This is a genomic window from Pararhodobacter sp. (genome assembly GCF_036802785.1).
Lineage (GTDB): Bacteria > Pseudomonadota > Alphaproteobacteria > Rhodobacterales > Rhodobacteraceae > Pararhodobacter.
On the sequence record NZ_DAIRVN010000030.1, the window covers coordinates 12,902 to 31,792 of the forward strand.

General features: G+C 64.2%; 19 protein-coding genes. 2 read left to right on the forward strand and 17 right to left on the reverse strand.

The window, feature by feature from the left end; all coding sequences use genetic code 11:
- Window positions 1–20 precede the first annotated feature (20 nt).
- The 3 genes from V7Q53_RS11740 to V7Q53_RS11750 are packed head-to-tail and all read right to left on the reverse strand — an operon-like array spanning window position 21 to window position 2,996.
- The gene (locus V7Q53_RS11740; RefSeq protein WP_333828740.1) at window positions 21–1,319 is read right to left on the reverse strand and encodes an ABC transporter substrate-binding protein; all 1,299 of its coding nucleotides are present in this window, start codon (window positions 1,317–1,319) and stop codon (window positions 21–23) included.
- Between the two features lie 21 nt (window positions 1,320–1,340).
- Window positions 1,341–2,198 carry a metallophosphoesterase gene (locus V7Q53_RS11745; RefSeq protein WP_333828741.1) on the reverse strand — a complete coding sequence of 286 codons (858 nt, stop codon included), beginning with the start codon at window positions 2,196–2,198 and terminating at the stop codon, window positions 1,341–1,343.
- Window positions 2,199–2,225: 27 nt separating this feature from the next.
- Window positions 2,226–2,996, reverse strand: a complete 771-nt coding sequence (locus tag V7Q53_RS11750) for a tyrosine-protein phosphatase (protein WP_333828742.1) — start codon at window positions 2,994–2,996, stop codon at window positions 2,226–2,228.
- Window positions 2,997–3,188: 192 nt separating this feature from the next.
- Between V7Q53_RS11750 and V7Q53_RS11755 the strand changes: the two genes are divergently transcribed.
- The gene (locus V7Q53_RS11755) at window positions 3,189–4,328 is read left to right on the forward strand and encodes an ABC transporter ATP-binding protein (RefSeq protein WP_333828743.1); all 1,140 of its coding nucleotides are present in this window, start codon (window positions 3,189–3,191) and stop codon (window positions 4,326–4,328) included.
- 41 nt (window positions 4,329–4,369) lie between these two features.
- Here the strand turns inward: V7Q53_RS11755 and V7Q53_RS11760 are convergent, their stop codons facing one another.
- Window positions 4,370–5,044, reverse strand: coding sequence for a TetR family transcriptional regulator (locus V7Q53_RS11760; RefSeq protein WP_333828744.1), 675 nt, complete (start codon window positions 5,042–5,044; stop codon window positions 4,370–4,372).
- Between the two features lie 61 nt (window positions 5,045–5,105).
- A complete protein-coding gene (locus V7Q53_RS11765; RefSeq protein WP_333828745.1) occupies window positions 5,106–5,831 on the reverse strand; it encodes a helix-turn-helix transcriptional regulator in 726 nt (241 codons plus the stop codon).
- A gap of 85 nt (window positions 5,832–5,916) precedes the next feature.
- Between V7Q53_RS11765 and V7Q53_RS11770 the strand changes: the two genes are divergently transcribed.
- Complete coding sequence (locus V7Q53_RS11770; RefSeq protein ID WP_333828746.1) at window positions 5,917–6,513, forward strand: glutathione S-transferase family protein; 597 nt, start codon at window positions 5,917–5,919, stop codon at window positions 6,511–6,513.
- Between the two features lie 49 nt (window positions 6,514–6,562).
- Here V7Q53_RS11770 and V7Q53_RS11775 read toward each other — a convergent pair whose 3' ends face one another.
- From V7Q53_RS11775 to V7Q53_RS11830, 12 genes are all read right to left on the reverse strand, one after another.
- A complete protein-coding gene (locus tag V7Q53_RS11775) occupies window positions 6,563–8,041 on the reverse strand; it encodes a mannitol dehydrogenase family protein (protein ID WP_333828747.1) in 1,479 nt (492 codons plus the stop codon).
- Window positions 8,029–8,802, reverse strand: coding sequence for an L-iditol 2-dehydrogenase (locus V7Q53_RS11780; RefSeq protein ID WP_333828748.1), 774 nt, complete (start codon window positions 8,800–8,802; stop codon window positions 8,029–8,031). The genes V7Q53_RS11775 and V7Q53_RS11780 overlap by 13 nt, the downstream gene beginning before the upstream one ends.
- Window positions 8,799–9,803, reverse strand: a complete 1,005-nt coding sequence (locus V7Q53_RS11785; protein ID WP_333828749.1) for an ABC transporter ATP-binding protein — start codon at window positions 9,801–9,803, stop codon at window positions 8,799–8,801. The genes V7Q53_RS11780 and V7Q53_RS11785 overlap by 4 nt, the downstream gene beginning before the upstream one ends.
- An 11-nt stretch (window positions 9,804–9,814) precedes the next feature.
- A complete protein-coding gene (locus V7Q53_RS11790) occupies window positions 9,815–10,645 on the reverse strand; it encodes a carbohydrate ABC transporter permease (protein ID WP_333828750.1) in 831 nt (276 codons plus the stop codon).
- A gap of 10 nt (window positions 10,646–10,655) precedes the next feature.
- Window positions 10,656–11,522 carry a carbohydrate ABC transporter permease gene (locus V7Q53_RS11795; protein WP_333828751.1) on the reverse strand — a complete coding sequence of 289 codons (867 nt, stop codon included), beginning with the start codon at window positions 11,520–11,522 and terminating at the stop codon, window positions 10,656–10,658.
- A gap of 109 nt (window positions 11,523–11,631) precedes the next feature.
- Window positions 11,632–12,945: an ABC transporter substrate-binding protein gene (locus V7Q53_RS11800; RefSeq protein ID WP_333828752.1), complete on the reverse strand. Its 1,314-nt coding sequence runs from the start codon at window positions 12,943–12,945 to the stop codon at window positions 11,632–11,634.
- An 88-nt stretch (window positions 12,946–13,033) separates the two neighbouring features.
- Window positions 13,034–14,059: a LacI family DNA-binding transcriptional regulator gene (locus V7Q53_RS11805; RefSeq protein ID WP_333828753.1), complete on the reverse strand. Its 1,026-nt coding sequence runs from the start codon at window positions 14,057–14,059 to the stop codon at window positions 13,034–13,036.
- 160 nt (window positions 14,060–14,219) lie between these two features.
- On the reverse strand, window positions 14,220–15,380 hold the full coding sequence (locus V7Q53_RS11810) for an aminotransferase class V-fold PLP-dependent enzyme (protein WP_333828754.1): 1,161 nt from the start codon (window positions 15,378–15,380) through the stop codon (window positions 14,220–14,222).
- Window positions 15,381–15,394: 14 nt separating this feature from the next.
- On the reverse strand, window positions 15,395–16,687 hold the full coding sequence (locus V7Q53_RS11815; RefSeq protein WP_333828755.1) for a TRAP transporter large permease: 1,293 nt from the start codon (window positions 16,685–16,687) through the stop codon (window positions 15,395–15,397).
- Complete coding sequence (locus tag V7Q53_RS11820) at window positions 16,684–17,166, reverse strand: TRAP transporter small permease (protein ID WP_333828756.1); 483 nt, start codon at window positions 17,164–17,166, stop codon at window positions 16,684–16,686. The genes V7Q53_RS11815 and V7Q53_RS11820 overlap by 4 nt, the downstream gene beginning before the upstream one ends.
- Before the next feature lies 1 nt (window position 17,167).
- Window positions 17,168–18,175, reverse strand: coding sequence for a TRAP transporter substrate-binding protein (locus V7Q53_RS11825; RefSeq protein WP_333828757.1), 1,008 nt, complete (start codon window positions 18,173–18,175; stop codon window positions 17,168–17,170).
- 21 nt (window positions 18,176–18,196) lie between these two features.
- The gene (locus V7Q53_RS11830) at window positions 18,197–18,871 is read right to left on the reverse strand and encodes an amino acid ABC transporter permease (protein ID WP_333828758.1); all 675 of its coding nucleotides are present in this window, start codon (window positions 18,869–18,871) and stop codon (window positions 18,197–18,199) included.
- Window positions 18,872–18,891 lie beyond the last annotated feature (20 nt).

Here is an 18,891-nt window from a genome sequence, read left to right on the forward strand (position 1 = left end):
TGGTTGTCAGACCGGCGCCGTCAGTTCGGCACCAGCGCTTGCGCGCGGCGTTGGGCATCGGCGAGGATCGGCGCGATGTTGTCGTCGGTGCCGAAAACAGCCTGCTCGGAGGCATTCATCATCACCGTCAGGATCTGGCGGTAGCTGGGGCCGGGCAGCGGTACCCAGGGCACCAGCGTTTCAAGCTGGTCGATGTTCGGCTGCACCACCGGATTGGCCCGCAGGAACGGCGCAAGATATTCTTCGCTTTCCACCGCGTTCTGGCGCAGCGGCACATAGCCGATCCGCGAGGTGATGACGGTATAGCCATAGTCCGAGGTCAGGTGCTGCATCAGTTCCCACGCGGCACGCTGGCGCACCGGATCATCGGTCATGATGACCAGCGCTGAGCCCGAATTGGTGGGCGTCGCGGGTTTATCGCCGAAGGTCGGCATGGGGGCCGCGCGCAGGTCGAAATTGCCCTCGGCACCGCGCAGAAGCGCGCCCTGAACCGCACTGGTGATCAAAAACATCCCGGCATTGCCGCTCGACATGGCCTCGATCGCGCCGCTGGACGGCAGGTTCGGCATGGCGCCCGCCTGAGCAATATTGCGCAAGGTGGCCAATGCCTCAACCGCCTCGGGCTCGCCGAACATCATGGTGCTGCGGTCTTCGGACATCGCGCGCCCGCCGTTTGAGCGCAGGAAACCCTGATAGAGCCAGTCATAGGCCGACGCGCCGAAGATGCCGGTCAGCAGTCCCGCATTGCCGGTTTGCGCATGGATCGTCAGCGCGGCATGCGTCACTTCCTCCCAGGTGCGCGGCGGCTGGTCAGGGTCAAGACCGGCCTCGGCAAAGAGATCAGCATTGTAGAACAGCACCGGCGTGGAAAACACATAGGCAAGCCCGTAGAGGCTGCCATCAAGGCGCGCCAGTTCAATACCGCGCGGGAACATGCCTTCAAGATGCGCTTCCAGCTCCGCCGCCGGGGTGATGTCGTCCAGCGCGGGGACGCCAAAGTTTTCCACCAGATAGCCAAGGTCGGCAAAGATAATTTGGGCGATATCAGGCCCTTGCCCGGCGATAACATCGGCCTGCACCCGGCTCATCACTTCGGCAGCCGGAACCGGCACGCCTTCGACGGTGATCAGCGGGTTGGCCCCGGCGAAGGTTTCCAGCATCTCCAGCGTACCTTCGCGGCCCAGACCGGCGGAGGCCAGGTTGTAGTTGTAGAAACGGATGGTGACCGGCTCTTCAATGGCGGGGGCCATCTCGGCCAAAGCGGCAAAGGGCAGCGTGGCGGCGAGCGCGCCAAGCAGCAAGTGGCGGACGGGTTTCATGTGATCTCTCCGATACGGGGTTCAGGCTGCAAACTCGGCCGCACGCGCGGCCTCATAGGCTTGCAGCTGCGGGATGGTGGCGATGCCCAGTTCGCGGCGGTCGCTGGGCAGAGGCGCGCAGGTCACCGTCAGCCCGCTGTCGCGCAGCGTGCACAGCGAGAAGGATGTGCCCTGAACCGAGCGGATGCTGTCCGTCGCGGGATGGAGCGGATCAAGCGCCGCATGCAGGCCCATGCCGACGATCAGCGGGATGCCGTGCCAGTGGCTGAAACGGTCCTGATGGATATGGCCCGAGAAGATCCCTGCGATGTCGCGGCCCTTCAGGGTCGCGGCAAGGCGTTCGGTCGCGGTGAAGGACAGGCCTTCCCATTCCCAGTCAGGGTCAATATCAAGGGCGGGCGCGTGGTGCAGCACGATGATCTTGGGCAGACCGGCATGGCGGTCAAGCGCGGCTTCGAGGAAGGCAAACTGCGCCCCGGCCAGATCGCCGCCGATCCGCACGGGGCTTGAGGTGTCGAGCGTGATCACATGGATGCCGTCAAGCACCTGATCATGGTCATAGGTCTTGTCGGCACCATCGGCCGAGCCCAGCAGCCCGGCATAAAAGCCCGCGCGGGTATCGTGGTTGCCAAGCGCCCAGACCACGGGAAGGTCGAGCCCTTCCATCATCCCGGCCAGCGTGCGGAACGAGGCTTCGTCGCCGTGGTTCGTCAGATCACCGCTGGCGATGACGAACGAGGGGCGCGGTTCGATCCCGCGGATCATCTCCAGCACTGTGGTGAGCGTGGCGGTGGTGTCGCTGCGCAGCTTCTCGTCCTGAAGTTCCGGTGCGCTGATGTGCAGGTCGGTGATATGGACGAAGGTTTTGTTGTTGGTCATCTTCTCTCTCCTTGATTGTCGTATTGTTCAGGTCAGGCTCTGATCCACCCAGGCGCGGAACGCCTGCTCGCCGCCCATCGCCCGGCTGGCAAAAGTGGCGGCGCTGCCTTGTGTGCGCGCCAGCTCATCCAGCGCGGCCTCCAGATAGGCGGCCTCGATGCCGAAGATCGCGGCGCGCGCAGGTTCAGGGACGCGCGATTGCAGGCCCTCGTCAGGGCGCCAGAGGTCAGCCGAGGCCAGAAAATCGGCCATGACCTGCTCACGCGGGACACCCAGCGCCAGCAGGATCAGCGCGGCGGCAAAGCCCGTGCGGTCCTTGCCTGCGGTGCAGTGGAAGAACACGCTGCGCCCGGAGGCGCGGGCAACATGGGCCAGAAAATCGGCGTAATGCTTCAGATGAAGGCCGGCGAAATCGGTATAGGCGGCGCGCATGGCCAGCGCGGCACGCTCATGGCTGACACTCGCCGCCCTGAGTTCCGCCGCCAGCCGGGCGCTTGCGCCGCTGTCGATCGGGAGGGCCACGGCATGCTGGCGCAGATCCTCAGGCAGCCGGTTGGGGCGTTCGAGCACCTCATCGGCGCGGCGGAAATCGACGATCAGCGCCAGATCCCGCTCGGCGTGAAGGGCGCGCCACTGCGCCTCGGTCAGGTCATGCAGCGCCGGTCCGCGCAGGAAGGCACCCCGGCGCAGGCGGCGCCCACCAGCGGTGGTGCCGCCCATCATTCTGAAATTGGGGTGATGGCCGTCGAAAATGGCCTGCCACCGCTCTGCCCCATCGGTCGGGCATATGTTCTGCATTGTTTGCTCCGGTCCTGAATTCTGACCAAAGGCCTAGCCCGGCGGGGGAATCGGTTGGGTGACAGTCCCGCCACGCTTTCTTGAAACCCGCCGAACAGTGTTCGGCAGATGTCATGCGAACAACGCGTCCCTGACATGCAACCGATTCGCCCTGCGCGTAAAAAGGGTGGAAACCACAGAAGGTGATCGCCCATGGCCAGGCTCGTATTCGAAGATGTGACCAAGCGTTTTGACGACGTTGTCGCCGTTGACCGCTTCAATCTGACAATCAACGAGGGGGAATTCGTGGCGCTTGTCGGCCCGTCGGGCTGCGGCAAGACGACCTCGCTGCGCATGCTGGCCGGGCTTGAGCCGATCAGCGACGGGGCGGTGCATGTCGGCGCGACCAATGTCACCCGGCTTGCCGCGCGCGACCGCAATCTGGCGATGGTGTTCCAGTCCTACGCGCTTTACCCGCATCTGACCGCCGCCGAAAACATCGGCTTTGCCCTGACGCTGAAGAAGATGTCGAAATCCGAGATCAGCGCGCGGGTGCAGCAGGCGGCAGAGCGGATGGGCATTGCGCATCTTCTGCACCGTCGCCCGAAAGAGCTGTCGGGCGGGCAGCGCCAGCGGGTCGCCGTGGCGCGCTGTATCGTGCGTGAACCGGCGGCATTTCTGTTCGACGAGCCGCTGTCAAACCTTGATGCCAAGCTGCGCGGCACGGCACGGATTGAGATTACGCGGTTGCAGAAAGCGCTGGGGATCACCACGCTGTATGTGACGCATGATCAGGTCGAGGCGATGACCATGGCCGACCGCATTGTCATCATGGAGGGCGGGCGCATCCGGCAGATCGGTGCGCCGATGGAGCTCTACAACAACCCTTGTGACCTTTTCGTCGCCACCTTCCTGGGTTCACCGGCCATGAACGTGCTGTCCGGCGCGCTGGTGCGCGGGGCGACGGGCGCGTTCTTCAGCGCCGGTCCGGTCAGTGTGGCGCTTCCTGACAGTGTGGAATGCGCGGCGGGCCCGGCAACGCTGGGCCTGCGCCCTGAGCAGATCCGCGCCCGGCAGGCCGATGCGGCGGGCGATCTGAACCTGCCCGCGCTTGTCGTACATGTGGAGAAGCTGGGCGCTGAAACGCTGGTGCAGTTGGAGGTTGAGGGTTTGCCGGGGTTGGAGCTGACCGCGCGCCTTGCCGGAACGCCCGCGCTGGCCCGCGGTGACCACTGCAGCTTTTCGGTTCCGGGCTCCGCGCTGTATCTGTTCGACAGCGCGGGCCGCACAATCCCCATCCGGCGCGCCGCCCCTGCCGCCAGCGCCCTTCCCGCGCTGAGCGCTGTCAGCTGACGCAGGCGCGCGCGGGCAAGGGCCCCCTTGTCAGAAGCATTTCAGAAGCGATGCAGGGGGCCGTTATCCGGGGCCGGGTTGGCGAACATGGAAACCGCAAGATCTAGAATGGCGCCGATGACAACCTCAGGGTCGTTCAGGTCCAGCCGGTTGTCGCTGAGCGCGCGCATCCGCGACGAGCGGCCCAGCACATGCGAGCGGATTCCGAGGGTGGCATGCACCCGCCAGCCCACCTCGGCCCGGCTGAGCCATGGCGCGTGCTGGTGCAGGCTGTCCACGATGATCTGGTGCGGGCGCATTTCGCTGTCGAGCGCCATAAGGCCCGGCGTCTGCTTCGCACGCGACAGAAGCGAGCCGATCTGCAGCAGAAACCGGATATTCACATCCTGTCCCGGCGGGCTGCCGACGGTGGGGCGCACCAACGCATCCAGAAGAACGCGCAGCGGCGGCGGATCAGGGTGCCAGTGCTCCACCGCGTGCTGGTAAAGCTGCATCCGCTCAAGGTTGATGCGCGCATAGGCCCGCCTTGCAACAACGGCGATCAGCTCATCGAGCGAGCCGAAATGATAGGACACCGCCGAAACGCTGACACCGGCGCGCTGCGCGATCGACCGCACCGTGATGTCATGAAGGGGTGTGCCATTCGCCACAAGCTCAAGGTAGGCCCCGATCAGGGCCTCCGACGCGCCGCTGCTGGAGATGGGGTTGCTGATCAAGGTACTGACCGCTCATGTTCACCGCCCCCCTTGCCACAGAATTGTTGCGGTTTGATGACGCTCAGGGCGTAGCGCCGGGACCAGTGCCTGCTTCGCGCGGATGCGGCCTGTCGCGCCTTTTGACAAAGTCGCGCAGCAGGCTGACACGGCGGGGGCGAAAACTTTCGCTGCCCCTGCTCAGCGCGGTGATGCGCGAGATATGGAAGACACGGGTGTCATTGCGCAACCGGCAGAACGCCAGAAGCATCAGCGATTCCGGGCTGTAGGAAAGGCCAAGGGGCCAGATTTCACGCTCGGTCATATGGTCGTGCAGATCACGGTAGCCGATCTTCACGCTGAACTCTTCCCAACAGGCGGCGCGCAGCAGCGCCATGTCGATGTCGGGGGGCTGGCGGGGTGTGACCGGGCGCCAGCTTCGCATGACCGTGTGCATGGCGTGCCGGGCCTGCGCGTCCGGCAGGGTGGCGATGATCCGCGCCATGGCGTTGCGGCCCGCCTGGGTCAGGGTTTCGTCGCCGATCTCCTCCAGCCCGCCCAGTGCCAGCATCAGCGCCTCGATCTCAAGCCTTGAGAAGCTTTGCGGCGGCAGCGCCGGGTCTTCGGTCAGGGTGTAGCCGACACCCGCCGCACCGTCGATCAGCGCCCCGCCCGCGCGCAGGGTTGCGATATCGCGGTAAAGCTGGCGGGGCGACACGCCGGTTTCCTGTGCAAGCCGCGTTGCGGTTACGGGCGGCACAAGGCGCCGGAGCGCATCCATCAGCCGCATCAGTCTGTCGGTTCTTGCCATCGTTTTTTGCCGTTTTCTTCTGCTGCCGCGAACTGTCAGCAGCCCCAGTTTATGAAGTGTCCACCATCACGAAAAGGAACATCTGATGCCCACGCTCTACCATTCCCCGCTCTCCCGTTCATCGACGATTGTCACGCTGATTGACGAACTCGGTGCAGATGTCGAAATCCGCGAGGTGACGATACCGCGTCAGGATGGCTCAGGCGGCCCTGATCCGGTGAACCCGCACCCGGAAAAGAAGGTGCCCTTTCTTGTGGACGGCGATGAAATCCTGCGCGAACGCGGCGCGATCATCGTTTACCTGACCGACAAATACCCGGAGGCGGGCCTTGGCCCGGTTGCCGGGGCGCCGGGGCGCGGTGCCTATCTGTCGTGGCTGTTCTACTATCAGGGCGTAATGGAGCCGGTGATCATTCTGCATTGGGCGCAGATATCGCACCCCGCGTTCGATGCCAGCCTGCGCGACTTCGACACGATGGTCGAACGGCTTGCCGAAACGCTTGAGCATCAGCCCTATCTGCTGGGGGAGCACTATTCCGCCGCTGATCTGCTGTGCTGCAGCCCCTTCCTGTGGTTCACTGACCTGATACCGGAGAATCCGGCCATCCGCGACTGGGTGAAGCGCTGCACCGGGCGCCCCGCCATTGCCCGCACGGCGAAGCGCGACGGGGCGCCCGGCTGAAACGGCGTCTGCCCTGCGGCGCTGGACCCGGCAGGGGCAGCGCCGCACTTCATTGCGCCAGCCAGTCGCTGATCGTGGCCTCAACGCCGTGGGTATGGAGGGCGGGCAACCAGCGCTCAAACGCTTCGGCAAAGCGGGGTGCCCCGGCCAGATCGCCGTAATACTGGCGCTGCTCAATCCACAGGCGCGGCGTGTCGCGCGCGGCCTGCGCCACGGCCTGAAGCGCGGGCCAGTGCGGGTCATTCGGCGCGATCGTGCTGCCATCCTCACGCAGGCCAAGGCAGTAGCGCGCCCAAAGCGCCGAAACCAGCGCCAGCCCCTCCACCGGCGCGCCGCTGCGCAGCCCCTCGCGGATGGACGGAACGATGAAACCCGGGTGGCGGCTGGTGCCGTCAAAGGCGACACGGCGGGTGGTGTCGGCGATTTCAGGGTTGGAAAAGCGCTGGTCGATCAGGTCAAGATACTGCGCGGGCGTGGTGCCCGGCACAGCATCGACATGCGGCGCGATTTCCTGCGTCACCACCCGGCGCAGCAGCGCGCGGATCAGCGGATGCGCCATGGTCTGCGCGATGGTGCCCAGCCCCAGCAGCTCGCCCGCGCCGCAGATCACCTGATGCCCGCCGTTGAGAATGCGGATTTTCATCCGCTCGAACGCATGCACATCGGCCGAGAAGGTGGCGCCCGCCAGATCCCAGTCAGGGCGGCCCGCGCAGAAGTCATCCTCGATCACCCATTGGCGGAAATTCTCATGGGTGACGGGGGCAGCATCCTGAATGCCGAAGCCCTGCGCCAGCGCGATCTCGCGCGCGCCGGTGGCGGGAACGATGCAATCAACCATGGCATTGGGAAAGCGGCATTCGGCCTCGATCCAGTCGGCAAGCGCCGGATCGGACAGGCGCGCGAGTGACACCAGCGTCTGCCGCAACACCGCCCCGTTGCCCTGAAGATTGTCGCAGCACAGCCCGGTGAAGGGCCCCTGCCGCCGGTCGCGGCGCAGGCGGAGGGCAGCGATCATGGCGCCGAAGGCGGTGCGGGGCTGCTCCGGGTTGGCCGCGTCATGCACGATGTCAGGGTGTGCGGCATCAAAGCCGCCGCTGGCCGGGTCAATGAAATAGCCGCCTTCGGTCACGGTCAGGGCGACGACGCGGATGGCGGGGTCAGCCATTTGCGCGATCAGCGCGGCATTTCCGGCCTGCACGGGCAGAAACCCGGTCATCGCGCCGGTGACCTCCGCCGATCTGCCCGCCGGGTCCAGCGCGACCAGGGTGGTGAGGCAATCCTGCGCCAGAAGCCTGTCGCGCATCGCCGCATCGCCCGCCCGCACCCCCGCGCCGATGATCGCCCAGTCATGGTTGCGCCCCATGTCGAACAGCCGGTGCAGATACCATGCCTGATGCGCGCGGTGAAAATTGCCCAGCCCGATATGCACAATACCGGGGCTGAGCGCCTTGCGGTCATAGCGCGGCACACGCACATCCCGCGCCAGTTGCCCCAGTGTGGCCAGCGAGAGCGGGGTCAGCTCATCCATTGGCCGCCATCCACGTTATAGGTCTGGGCGACGATGTAATCGGCCTCGGACGAGGCAAGGAAAACGGCCATGCCGGTCAGATCCTCGGCGCGGCCCATGCGGCCAAAGGGCACGCTGGCGCCGACCTCCCGCTTCTTCTGGCCCGGTGCCTTGTTCTCATACTTTGCGAAAAAGGCATCGACACCATCCCAATGCTCGCCATCCACCACGCCGGGCGCGATGGCGTTGACGTTGATGCCATGCGCAATCAGGTTCAGCCCGGCAGACTGGGTCAGGCTGATGACGGCGGCCTTGGTCGCGCAATAGACCCCCACCAGCGCCTCACCCCGCCGCCCGGCCTGCGAGGCCATGTTGATAATCTTGCCGCCCTGCCCGCGCGCAATCATGTGCCGCGCGACAGCTTGCAGGGTGAAAAGGGTGCCCGCCACATTGATGTCAAAGCAGCGCGCGTAATCGCTGCGCGTGATCTCGGCGATGGGGGCGGCGGTGAAGATGGCGGCGTTGTTGACCAGAATGTCGATCTGGCCGAAACCGGCAATCGCCTGCGCCACGGCGGCGTCGATGCTGGCCTGCTGCGTCACATCCATTTCCACGGCCAGCGCAGCATCGCCCAGCGACGCTGCCGCCGCACGGGCGCGGGCAATGTCGATATCGGCTATCACGACGCGCGCGCCCTCAGCAATATAGGCCTGCGCAAAGGCCAGCCCGATGCCGCGCGCTGCCCCCGTGATCAGCGCGCATTTGCCCTCCAGTCTTTTCATGCGATTCTCAGTCCCTGTTCGTCAAAGCGGTGAATGGCATCGGTGCGGGGGGTCAGGTGGATGCGGTCGCCATGTTTGAAGCCGACCTCGCCATCGGTGCGCACGGTGATCATCTCGGCCAGTCCGGTGCCGTGGACATGAAAGAACGTGTCCGAGCCCAGATGCTCGGACACGCCGACGGTGCCCGACCATTCCCCCTCGGTGGCGGAAACGGTGATATGCTCAGGCCGGATGCCGATGGTGGGGGCGCCGTGGCGCAGGGCCTCGGGGCCGGTGATCAGATTCATCCGGGGTGAGCCGATGAAACCCGCGACGAACAGGTTGCGGGGCGCGCGATACAACTCAAGCGGGCTGCCGACCTGCTCGATATGCCCCGCGCGCAGCACCACGATCTTGTCGGCCATGGTCATCGCTTCGACCTGATCGTGAGTCACATAGATCATGGTGGTCTTGAGCCGGTTGTGCAGCTCGCTGATTTCCAGCCGCATGCCCACACGCAGCGCTGCGTCAAGGTTCGAGAGGGGCTCATCAAACAGAAACGCCGCCGGTTCGCGCACGATGGCGCGGCCGATGGCCACGCGCTGGCGTTGACCGCCTGAAAGCTGGCCCGGGCGGCGGTCCAGAAAATCTGTCAGGTTCAGCACCGTCGCCGCCTGCTCTACCCGCCGGTTCTGCTCGGCCTTATCAAGCCCGGCCATGCGCAGCGGAAAGGCGATGTTCTTGCGCACCGTCATATGCGGGTAAAGCGCGTAGGATTGAAAGACCATCGCCAGCCCGCGTCTGGCAGGGGGGATGCCGGTGGCATCCTGCCCGTCGATGCGGATCACGCCCGATGTCACATCCTCCAGCCCCGCGATCAGCCGCAGGAGCGTGGATTTCCCGCAGCCGGAGGGGCCGACGAACACGGCAAACTCGCCATCCTCGATGGTCAGATCCAGCGGCGGAATGACCGCCACATTGCCGAAGCTTTTGGTCACGCTCTCCAGAACGATACGTCCCATGTCAGTCGTCCTTATTTCACGGCGCCAAAGGTCAGGCCGCGCACCAGTTGTTTCTGGCTGAACCAGCCCAGGATCAGGATCGGCGCGATGGCCATGGTCGAGGCGGCAGAGAGCTTGGCATAGAACAGGCCCTCGGGGCTGGAATAGCTGGCAATGAAGGCGGTGAGCGGTGCGGCCCGCGCGGCTGACAGGTTCAGGGTCCAGAAGGCCTCGTTCCACGCGAGGATCACGTTCAGCAGCACAGTAGATGCGATGCCGGGAATGGCCATCGGCGTCAGCACATAGAGGATTTCCGCGCGCAGGCCCGCACCGTCCATCCGCGCGGCCTCAAGGATCTCGGCGGGGATTTCCTTGAAATAGGTGTAAAGCATCCAGACCATGATCGGCAGGTTGATGAACATCAGAACGATCGTCAGACCGAGGCGGGTATCCAGCAGGCCAAGCTGGATGAAGATCAGATAGACCGGATAGAGCACACCCACGGCGGGCAGCATCTTGGTGGAGAGCATCCAGAGCAGGATGTCCTTGGTGCGCAGCGACGGTACAAAGGCCATCGACCATGCCGCCGGTATGGCGATGATCAGCCCCAGAAAGGTGGAGCCGCCCGCGATGATCACCGAGTTCCACAGGAATCGGCCATAATCTGATCGCTCCTGCACCACGCGGTAATTGTCCAGCGTCCAGTCAAAGAAGAACCAGACCGGCGGGTCGGCAATGGCCGTGGCCTCGGTCTTGAAGCTGGTGAGGATGGTCCAGAGGATGGGAAAGAAGATCAGCAGGCCGATCACCCATGCGAGGGCGGTGTTGATTGCCTTGCGTTTTGTCGTGACGGCGCGGGCCATGATGCTTACCTCACCTGTCCAGGTTCTTGCCGACGATGCGCATCAGGAAGAGCGCAAGGATATTGGCAAGAATGATTGCATAGACCCCACCGGCGGAACCCAGCCCCACATTCTGGCTTTCCAGAACGCGCTGGTAGATCAGGTAGGTCAGCGTCCTTGTGCCAAAGGCGCCCTGCGTGGTGACAAAGATTTCGGCAAAGATCGCCAGCAGAAAGATGGTCTGGATCAGGATGACAATGGTGATGGCCCGGGCCAGATGCGGCAGGATGAGAAACCAGAAGCGCGCCATCACCGACGCGCCATCCATCTCGGCCGCTTCAAGCTGTTCACTGTCGAGCGACTGAATGGCGGTCAGCAGGATCAGCGTGGCAAAGGGCAGCCACTGCCAGGACGCGATCAGGATGATCGACGACATCGAGGCCTCGGACAGCCATGAAACCGGCTGCGCCCCGAAAAAACGCCACAGATGCGCCAGAAGCCCGTTGACCGGGTCCATGAACATGTTCTTCCAGACCAGTGCTGAAACGGTCGGCATCACAAAGAACGGCGCGATGACCAGAATGCGGACAATGCCCTGCCCCCACATCGGCTGGTCCAGCAGGATCGCCAGCAACACGCCCAGCACCAGCGTGATGACAAGCACCCCGCCGACAATGATCAGCGTCGCCTGAACCGAGGGCCAGAAGGCGCTGGAGGTGACAAAACGCACATAATTGTCAAACCCCGCCCAGCCCTGAAAACCGCCGCGCATCGGCAGGTAGCGCTGAAACGAGAAGATCACCGTCATGACCAGCGGCACCAGCATCCAGCCCAGCAGCAGAATGACTGCGGGGGCCAGCATCAGGCGTGCGGCTGATCTGGAAGCCTTGGTTGCCATGATCACACTTCCGCTTTGGGCGGCAGGACTGCCACGAAGACAGACATATCGGGGATACAAAACACCAGAGGGCAGCAAGCGCGCCGCCCTCTGGCGGGGGAGGAAGGGGTCAGTAACCTGCGGCTTCCATCGCGTCGGTGGTCAGCGCCTGCGCATTGGCCAGCGCCTGCTCAACCGATTGCTGACCGGCCAGCGCATTGGCGAATTCCTGGCCGACTTCGGTGGCAAAGCCCGCGAATTCAGGGATCGCCACGAACTGCACGCCGGTATAGGGCACCGGATCGACAGCCGGGTTGGTCGGATCGGCGGAGTTGATCGAGCGCAGGGTCATTTCGGCAAAACTGGCCGCTTCAAGGTATTCCGGATTCTCGTAAAGCGAGGTCCGTGTGCCCGGCGGAACATTGGCCCAACCCTCGTTTTCAGCGACGAGTGCGGTATATTCGCGGCTGGTGGCCCAGGTGATGAAAGCCTTGGCGGCGTCGGTTGCCTGCGATCCGGCGGGAATAGCCAGCGACCATGCCCAGAGCCAGTTGCCCCGGCGGCCCAGCCCGTTATCGGGTGCAAGGGCAAAGCCAACATGCTCGGCCACGGTTGAATCGCTGGGGTTGGTGACGAAGCTTGCGGCCACGGTGGCGTCGATCCACATGCCGCAGCGGCCCTGCTGGAACAGCGTCAGGTTCTCATTGAACCCGTTGTTCGCGGCGCCCGGAGGGCCGTAATTCGTCATCAGGTCCATGTAGAAATCGAGCGTTTGCGCCCATTCGGCGCTGTCGAACTGGGCCTGCCAGTCTTCGTCGAACCAGCGCGCGCCAAAGCTGTTGGCCATTGCGGTGAGGAAGGCCATGTTCTCACCCCAGCCTGCCTTGCCGCGCAGGCAGATGCCATAGGTGTTGCCCCCGGTCATGGCAGCGGCGGCTTCGCGGATGAATTCCCATGTCGGCGCTTCTGGCATCTCAAGGCCCGCTTCCTCCATCAGGTCGGTGCGATACATCACCATCGAGCTTTCGCCATAGAAGGGCGCGGCATAAAGCTCACCATCCACGGTCAGCCCGTCACGGATGGCGGGCAGCAGGTCTTCCGCGTCCCACTCAGCGGGCAGATCGTTGAGCGAGACCAGCCAGCCGTTGCGGCCCCAGATCGGCACTTCGTAGGTGCCGATGGTCATCACGTCGAACTGCCCGCCCCGCGCGGCGATGTCTTGTGTCACGCGCTGACGCAGCACGTTTTCCTCAAGGGTGACCCATTCAAGGGTGATGTCGGGATAGGCCTCGTTGAAGGCAGAGGTCAGCCCCTGCATGCGGATCATGTCGCCATTGTTCACGGTGGCGATGGTCACGGTGCCGCTGAGCGTGTCTGCATGGCCTGCTGTCGCCGCAGCAATGGCCAGCGCACTCGCAAGACCGAGTGACGTTCTGATAGACATCCGTTCTCCTCCCTTGGTTTATTGGATGGCGTAGCGCAGGCTAAGACAAAGTCTGTCGCGGCGTCAATATAAAATTGACGCGCGCAAATTATGCCGAAGCGCGCATCACCAGCTTTCCCTCGAACAGCGTCTCAATCCGTTCGGTCCGGTCGGGCGCACCGCCCTCGATCATCCGGAAAAGCGTTTCGGTGGCGCGGTTTGAGACAGAGTCATAATCCTGCGCGACGGTGGTGAGCGGCGGGCAGGTGAAGCGGGAAAACGGGTGATCGTCGATCCCGGCCACGCGCAGCGCGCAGCCCTCAGAAAAGCCCACCCGCAGGCCACGCTCATAACAGGCCGCCAGAAAGCCGATCGCCAGACGGTCATTGCTGCACAGAACGGTGTTCGTGGTCAGTTGATTCGCGCTGAGCACGCGCAGCGCGCCCTCATAGCTGATCTTCTCAAAATCCCAGCCCGCCCCCTCCACCCGGATCACATTGGGCGCATGCCCCAGCTTCTGCATGATCTGCAGATAGGCATTGCGGCGTTTGTTGGCGTTGGGGTTGACCGGCGGCATCTCGAAAAAGCAGGGCGGCTCGCCGGTGCGGCACAGATATTCCACCATCTGCTCAACAAACTGCGTGTTATCCGAGCCGATAAACGTGCTGCCGACCCCTTCGATATTGCTGTCAAACAACACGGTCGGCACGTTCCGGCAAAAGGATTCAATCGCGCTGCGGTCAGAATTCCGGCCCAGCGGCGCCAGCAGTGCCCCCGCGGGCTTGAGCGAGCGAAGGCTGCCCAGAATGTCATTTTCAAGCTGCTGGTCGCCATGCGCACTGAACAGGATCGGCCAGAACCCCGCGTCAATGCAGCGCCGTTCAATGCGGCGGGCGATCTCGGCAAAGAAGGGGTCGGCCAGATAGGGCACGACGATACCGATGTTCTTGGTCAGCTTGCGGTTCTGGTTCACCGCAAAGATATTGGGCCGGTAATCATACTGCGCCAGCGCCTTTTCGATCCGCTTGCGGGTTGTGGCGCGCACACTGTCAGGATCGTTGAAGTATTTTGAGACGGTCGGGCGCGAGATGCCGGAAAGCCGCGCAAACTCTTCCATATTCCTGATCTTGCTCATGCCCGCACCCGCCTTTTCCTGCTGCCCGCCTGCCACAAATTTTACCCGCGCAAAGCCAGAACTTTACGTTATCCAGTTGTGTCAGGCCGGGTCAAGCAGGTGCGCGCGCCGCCGGACAGGGCGGCGCGCTGCACGGGTGGGCGCGAGGTGCCGGCGCAGGTCAGGCAGGCGGGTGCTGGCGATGGTCTTTCAGCGCGTCGGCCAGCGCATCGAAAAGACCCTCAATCGCATCGGGCCGGGTAACAATACCGGGCGAAAGCCGCAGCAGCGGGCCGCGGAAATCGACCGCATACCCTTCAAGCCCCAGCGCGGCCACCATCGCCGCCGCCTCCGCAGGATCGGCCAGACGCAGGATCACCGTGCCCCCCCGCGCCGCCGGATCGCGCGGCGAATGCAGGGGCAGACCCACGGCATCGGCACGGGTGATGATGCGCGCCACCATCTGGCGATTGCGCTCCAGCATCTGTTCCCGGTCCTGCGCGGCATGCCATTTCAGCGCGGGCACCGAGGCCACGGCCGCCAGTGCCGAGGGCGTGCCGCCGTCAAAGCGGCGGATATCGGGGGCATAATCAAAGGCGTCAAGATCCCATGAAAAGGGATTGCCCTGCGAAAACCAGCCGCGCCCTTCGGGCATCAGCGTGGGGATCAGCGGCGCGTCAACATAGAGCACCCCGGCGCCGGAGGTGCCGCACATCCATTTCAGGCTGGTGGACAGCATGAAATCCACCTTCGGTTCCTGCACATCGAACGGGATCAGCCCGGCGGCCTGCGTGATATCCACACCGATCAGGCTGCCCATATCGCGGCCATGCGCGACCAGCGGCGCCAGATCCACCCGCGCCGAGGCGGTGGAGGTCACCAGCGTGATCAGCGCCAGCGCCACATCGCGGCCCCAATGGGCGATGAAATCCTCTGCCTCCACCCAGGCCTTTCCCGCGCTCAGCGGAACGGTGTGCAGGGTGAAGCCCATCCTGGGCGCCAGCCCCGCCAGCAGGAAATGCAGCGAGGGAAAGCAATCGGCGGCAACCAGCACCCGCTTGCCGCGCAGCAAGCCCTCGGGCAGTGCGCGGATCAGCCGGTGCAGCCCGTCGGTGACGCTTTCGCAGGTTGTCACCGTGCCCTCGGGCGCGTTGATCACCTGCCGCCAGAGGTCAATAAACTCCTGCCGGCGGCCCAGAACATAGCCCCATTGCCCGTCATCGGGCGCCGACCATGCGGCGGCGTATTCCGCCATGGCGCTTGCCAGCCCCTGTTCCTTGCCGGGATACATCCCGATGGAATGATAGAGGAAATAGCCGCCGTGGTTCGTATTGCTCAGCATTCGTTATCCTTGTCTCAGAAACCCAGAACGCCCGGCAGCCACAGGCTGAAGCCCGGAACCGCCGCGATCAGGAACAGTCCCGCCAGATTGACCAGCAGGAAGGGAAGGGTCGCGCGGATCAGCGGCACCAGTCCGCAACCGGCAATCCGCTCGGCGGCGAACAGGCACACACCCAGCGGCGGTGTCAGCAGGCCGATGTTCAGGTTGAGGATGGCGATCACCCCGAAATGCAGCGGGTCGATCCCCGCGAGCGTCGCCGCCGCCGACAGAAGCGGGCCGAAAAGGATGATCACGGTGGTGGGGTCAATGAACATGCCCAGCACCAGAAGCACCGCATTGAATACCAGAAGCGTGCCCAGATAGCCCAACTCCCATCCGCCGACCTGGGCTGCAACCATGCGCGGCACGTTTTCCATGCCCATGACCCAGGAAAAGGCCGCGCCGCAGCCGACGATGATGAGAAGCTGGCCCGAAAACAGCGCCGAACGCTGGAACACTCCACCCAGATCGCGCCAGCCCATCGAGCGGTAAAGCACCACCGATACGATCAGCGCATAGGCTGCGGCCACGCCCCCGGCCTCGGTCGGGGTCATCAGCCCGCCCAGCAGGCCCGCCAGAATGATCACCGGGATCATCAGCGGCACCAGCGCGGCACCCGTCGCCTTTGCCACCACCGGCATCGAGCGGTCCATTTCCACGCGCGGATAATTGTGAACCCGCGCCTGCACGGCCACCAGCCCCATCTGCACCAGCCCGATCACCAGCCCCGGTATCAGTGTGGCCGCCATCAGCGCGCCGATGGAAAGCCCGGTCATCGAACCGTAGATCACCGCCACCAGCGAGGGCGGCACCATCGGCCCGATGATGGATGATGAGGCCGTGACCGCCGCCGCATAGGCCGAGGTATAGCCCTGCTTCACCATCGCCGGAATGAACACCCGGCCCAGCGCGGCAATGTCACCCAAAGCCACGCCGGTGATGCCCGAAAACAGGATCGAGGCACCGATGTTGACCTGCGCCAGCCCGCCGCGCATCCAGCCGAACAGGACATTGGCGAAATGGATCAGCCGGTCGGTGATGCGGCCCGCATTGATCATCTCACCGGCCAGAATGAACAGCGGAATGGCCATCAGCACGAAGGAATCCATGCCCTGATACACCCGCTCGGCGGCGATGGGCAGGAAGCGCCATTTGTCGTCATACACCACCCAGACCAGCATCGCGGCCATCATCGACCAGGCAATGGGCAGGCCGATCAGCATCAGCCCCAGAAAGCTGGCGAGCAGCACCAGAAGCGTATCGGTCATGTCAGACGGTCCCGCAAAAAAAGACGTCCCAGCGCGAAAAGGCTGGCGAAGGCGAAGGCGATGGGCACGGCGGCATAGGGCCATGCCAGCGAAATCTGAAGCCCTTCGCTGCGTTGCGCGGCGGCGAACTGGACCATGTCAAGGCCCTGCCAGAACAGCACCAGAAAGACCCCCAGCGCGATGGTATCCAGCACGAATTCCAGCGCCCGGCCCAGCCATGGCACCAGCGCCTGCAACACGGCCGGCACCAGATCGATGCGGATATGGCTGCCCTCGCGCACAGCCACAGCCGAGGCCAGCAGCGCCATCCAGATCATCGCGTAGCGCGCCACCTCTTCGGTGAAGACCGGCACGGCACCGGGCGTATAGCGCAGCACCACCTGCACCACGACCAGCGCAAACATGCCCATCAGGCACAGGGCTGCGGCGATGCGCAGCCCTGCCTCGATGGTGCGGATCAGGCCGACCAGTGCCCGCATGTCAGCGTGCGGCCTCGACCGCAGCGATGGCTTCCTCGATCAGCGCGGGCGTGTCGATGCTGGTGCGCAGCCAGTCGATGGCCACGGGCTGCATCACATCGCGGAAGGCATTGCGCTGCTCTTGCGTCAGTTCAACCACGGTGACACCCGCTTCACGGGCAAAGTCGATGGCCGAAGCCTCGACCGCACGCGAGGTTTCGCGGTTGAAGGCGATCGCAGCGTCAGCGGCATCAAGGATCACCTGCTGGTTCTCTTCGCTCAGGCCGTCAAAGAAGATGTCGGAGATCCCCAGCGGGCCGAAGGCATAGGTATGGCCTGACAGGATCAGATGGCTCTGCACCTCATAAAGGTTGATCAGGTTGAAGACCGAGACCGAGTTGTCCTGCCCGTCAACCACGCCGGTGCGCAGCGCGGTGTAAAGCTCACCAAAGGCAACCGGGCTGGCAGATGCGCCCAGCGCCTCCACCGGGATGGTGGCAAGGGGGCCCAGAACGCGCAGCTTCAGCCCCGCCATATCCTCCGGCACTTCAATGGCGCGGTTGGCGCTGAAATGCTTGAACCCGCCCGATTCCCACCAGCCCAGCACCCGGATGCCGGTGTTTTCGCGGATTTCCTCGGCCATCGCCTGACCGAACGGGCCGTCCAGCACCGCCCAGGCGGTGGCCTCATCCGGGAACAGGTAGGGCATGTTCAGCACCTGGATGTCGGAATGGATGGAGGAATAGTTGCCATCCGCCGCATCGGTCATCTCCAGAATGCCGCGCCGCATCTGACCCAGTCGGTCATTCGGATTGCCCAGCGCGCCGCCATAGACAAGGTTCACCGTCATGTCCGAATTGGCCTCAACCTGCTCGGCAAAGGTGCGGTACATGCCGTTGACGAAATCGAAGCCCTCGATGGTTTCGGGCAGCGACAGGCCGATGGTGATTTCCTGCGCCTGCGCCGCGACAGGCATTGCCAGCGCGGCGGCAAGCGCCATGGCGGGAAGGGTTTTATTCAGATGTTTCATGATAGCCTCGTTGGTTGGGGGTCAGCGGGTATAGGCGCGCTGGCTGCGCACCTCGAGCCAGTTGGTCAGCCGCACGAGCGGCCAGAGAACGGCGATATACATCAGCGCCGCGCCGATCAGCGGCGTGGGGTTGGCGAACAGCGCCTGCGCGTCGGTCGCCTGTTTCAGCAGGTCGGATGACGCCACCACCGAGGCCAGCGCCGTGTCCTTCATCACCGACACGCAGTTGGAAGCATGCGGCGGAATGACGATGCGGAAGGCCTGCGGCAGGATCACCTTGCGCATGGTCAGCCAGAAGCCCAGCCCCAGCGCATCGGCGGCCTCGAACTGGCCCTTGGGAATGGCCTGAATACCGGCGCGCACCACCTCGGCAGTAAAGGCCGCCAGCACCATCACCAGCGCCGTTGCGGCGGCGGTGAAGGATGTCAGCGTGATTCCGGCAAAGGGCAGCGCGTAGTAGATCAGGATCAGCAACACCAGCACCGGGATGGCGCGCACCAGATCAATATAGAGCACGGCCAGCAGCCGCAGGGGTTTGGGCGCATAAAGCCGGATGATGCAGATCAGCACCCCCAGCAACGAGCCCAGAATGATCGCCGTGGCCCCCAGCGCCAGCGTGTACCAAAGCCCGCGCAGCAGCATGGGAAAGGCCCGCGCCAGTACGCTGGTATTGAAGAAGATGTCGATCGCGTTCATCGGCGCACTACCCTCTCGCG

Coding starts and splice junctions, on each gene's coding strand:
- V7Q53_RS11740 (WP_333828740.1), bottom strand. CDS start 1,319: ATGAAACCCGTCCGCCACTTGCTGCTTGGCGCGCTCGCCGCCACGCTG.
- V7Q53_RS11745 (WP_333828741.1), bottom strand. CDS start 2,198: ATGACCAACAACAAAACCTTCGTCCATATCACCGACCTGCACATCAGC.
- V7Q53_RS11750 (WP_333828742.1), bottom strand. CDS start 2,996: ATGCAGAACATATGCCCGACCGATGGGGCAGAGCGGTGGCAGGCCATT.
- V7Q53_RS11755 (WP_333828743.1), top strand. CDS start 3,189: ATGGCCAGGCTCGTATTCGAAGATGTGACCAAGCGTTTTGACGACGTT.
- V7Q53_RS11765 (WP_333828745.1), bottom strand. CDS start 5,831: ATGGCAAGAACCGACAGACTGATGCGGCTGATGGATGCGCTCCGGCGC.
- V7Q53_RS11770 (WP_333828746.1), top strand. CDS start 5,917: ATGCCCACGCTCTACCATTCCCCGCTCTCCCGTTCATCGACGATTGTC.
- V7Q53_RS11775 (WP_333828747.1), bottom strand. CDS start 8,041: ATGGATGAGCTGACCCCGCTCTCGCTGGCCACACTGGGGCAACTGGCG.
- V7Q53_RS11780 (WP_333828748.1), bottom strand. CDS start 8,802: ATGAAAAGACTGGAGGGCAAATGCGCGCTGATCACGGGGGCAGCGCGC.
- V7Q53_RS11785 (WP_333828749.1), bottom strand. CDS start 9,803: ATGGGACGTATCGTTCTGGAGAGCGTGACCAAAAGCTTCGGCAATGTG.
- V7Q53_RS11790 (WP_333828750.1), bottom strand. CDS start 10,645: ATGGCCCGCGCCGTCACGACAAAACGCAAGGCAATCAACACCGCCCTC.
- V7Q53_RS11795 (WP_333828751.1), bottom strand. CDS start 11,522: ATGGCAACCAAGGCTTCCAGATCAGCCGCACGCCTGATGCTGGCCCCC.
- V7Q53_RS11800 (WP_333828752.1), bottom strand. CDS start 12,945: ATGTCTATCAGAACGTCACTCGGTCTTGCGAGTGCGCTGGCCATTGCT.
- V7Q53_RS11805 (WP_333828753.1), bottom strand. CDS start 14,059: ATGAGCAAGATCAGGAATATGGAAGAGTTTGCGCGGCTTTCCGGCATC.
- V7Q53_RS11810 (WP_333828754.1), bottom strand. CDS start 15,380: ATGCTGAGCAATACGAACCACGGCGGCTATTTCCTCTATCATTCCATC.
- V7Q53_RS11815 (WP_333828755.1), bottom strand. CDS start 16,687: ATGACCGATACGCTTCTGGTGCTGCTCGCCAGCTTTCTGGGGCTGATG.
- V7Q53_RS11820 (WP_333828756.1), bottom strand. CDS start 17,166: ATGCGGGCACTGGTCGGCCTGATCCGCACCATCGAGGCAGGGCTGCGC.
- V7Q53_RS11825 (WP_333828757.1), bottom strand. CDS start 18,175: ATGAAACATCTGAATAAAACCCTTCCCGCCATGGCGCTTGCCGCCGCG.
- V7Q53_RS11830 (WP_333828758.1), bottom strand. CDS start 18,871: ATGAACGCGATCGACATCTTCTTCAATACCAGCGTACTGGCGCGGGCC.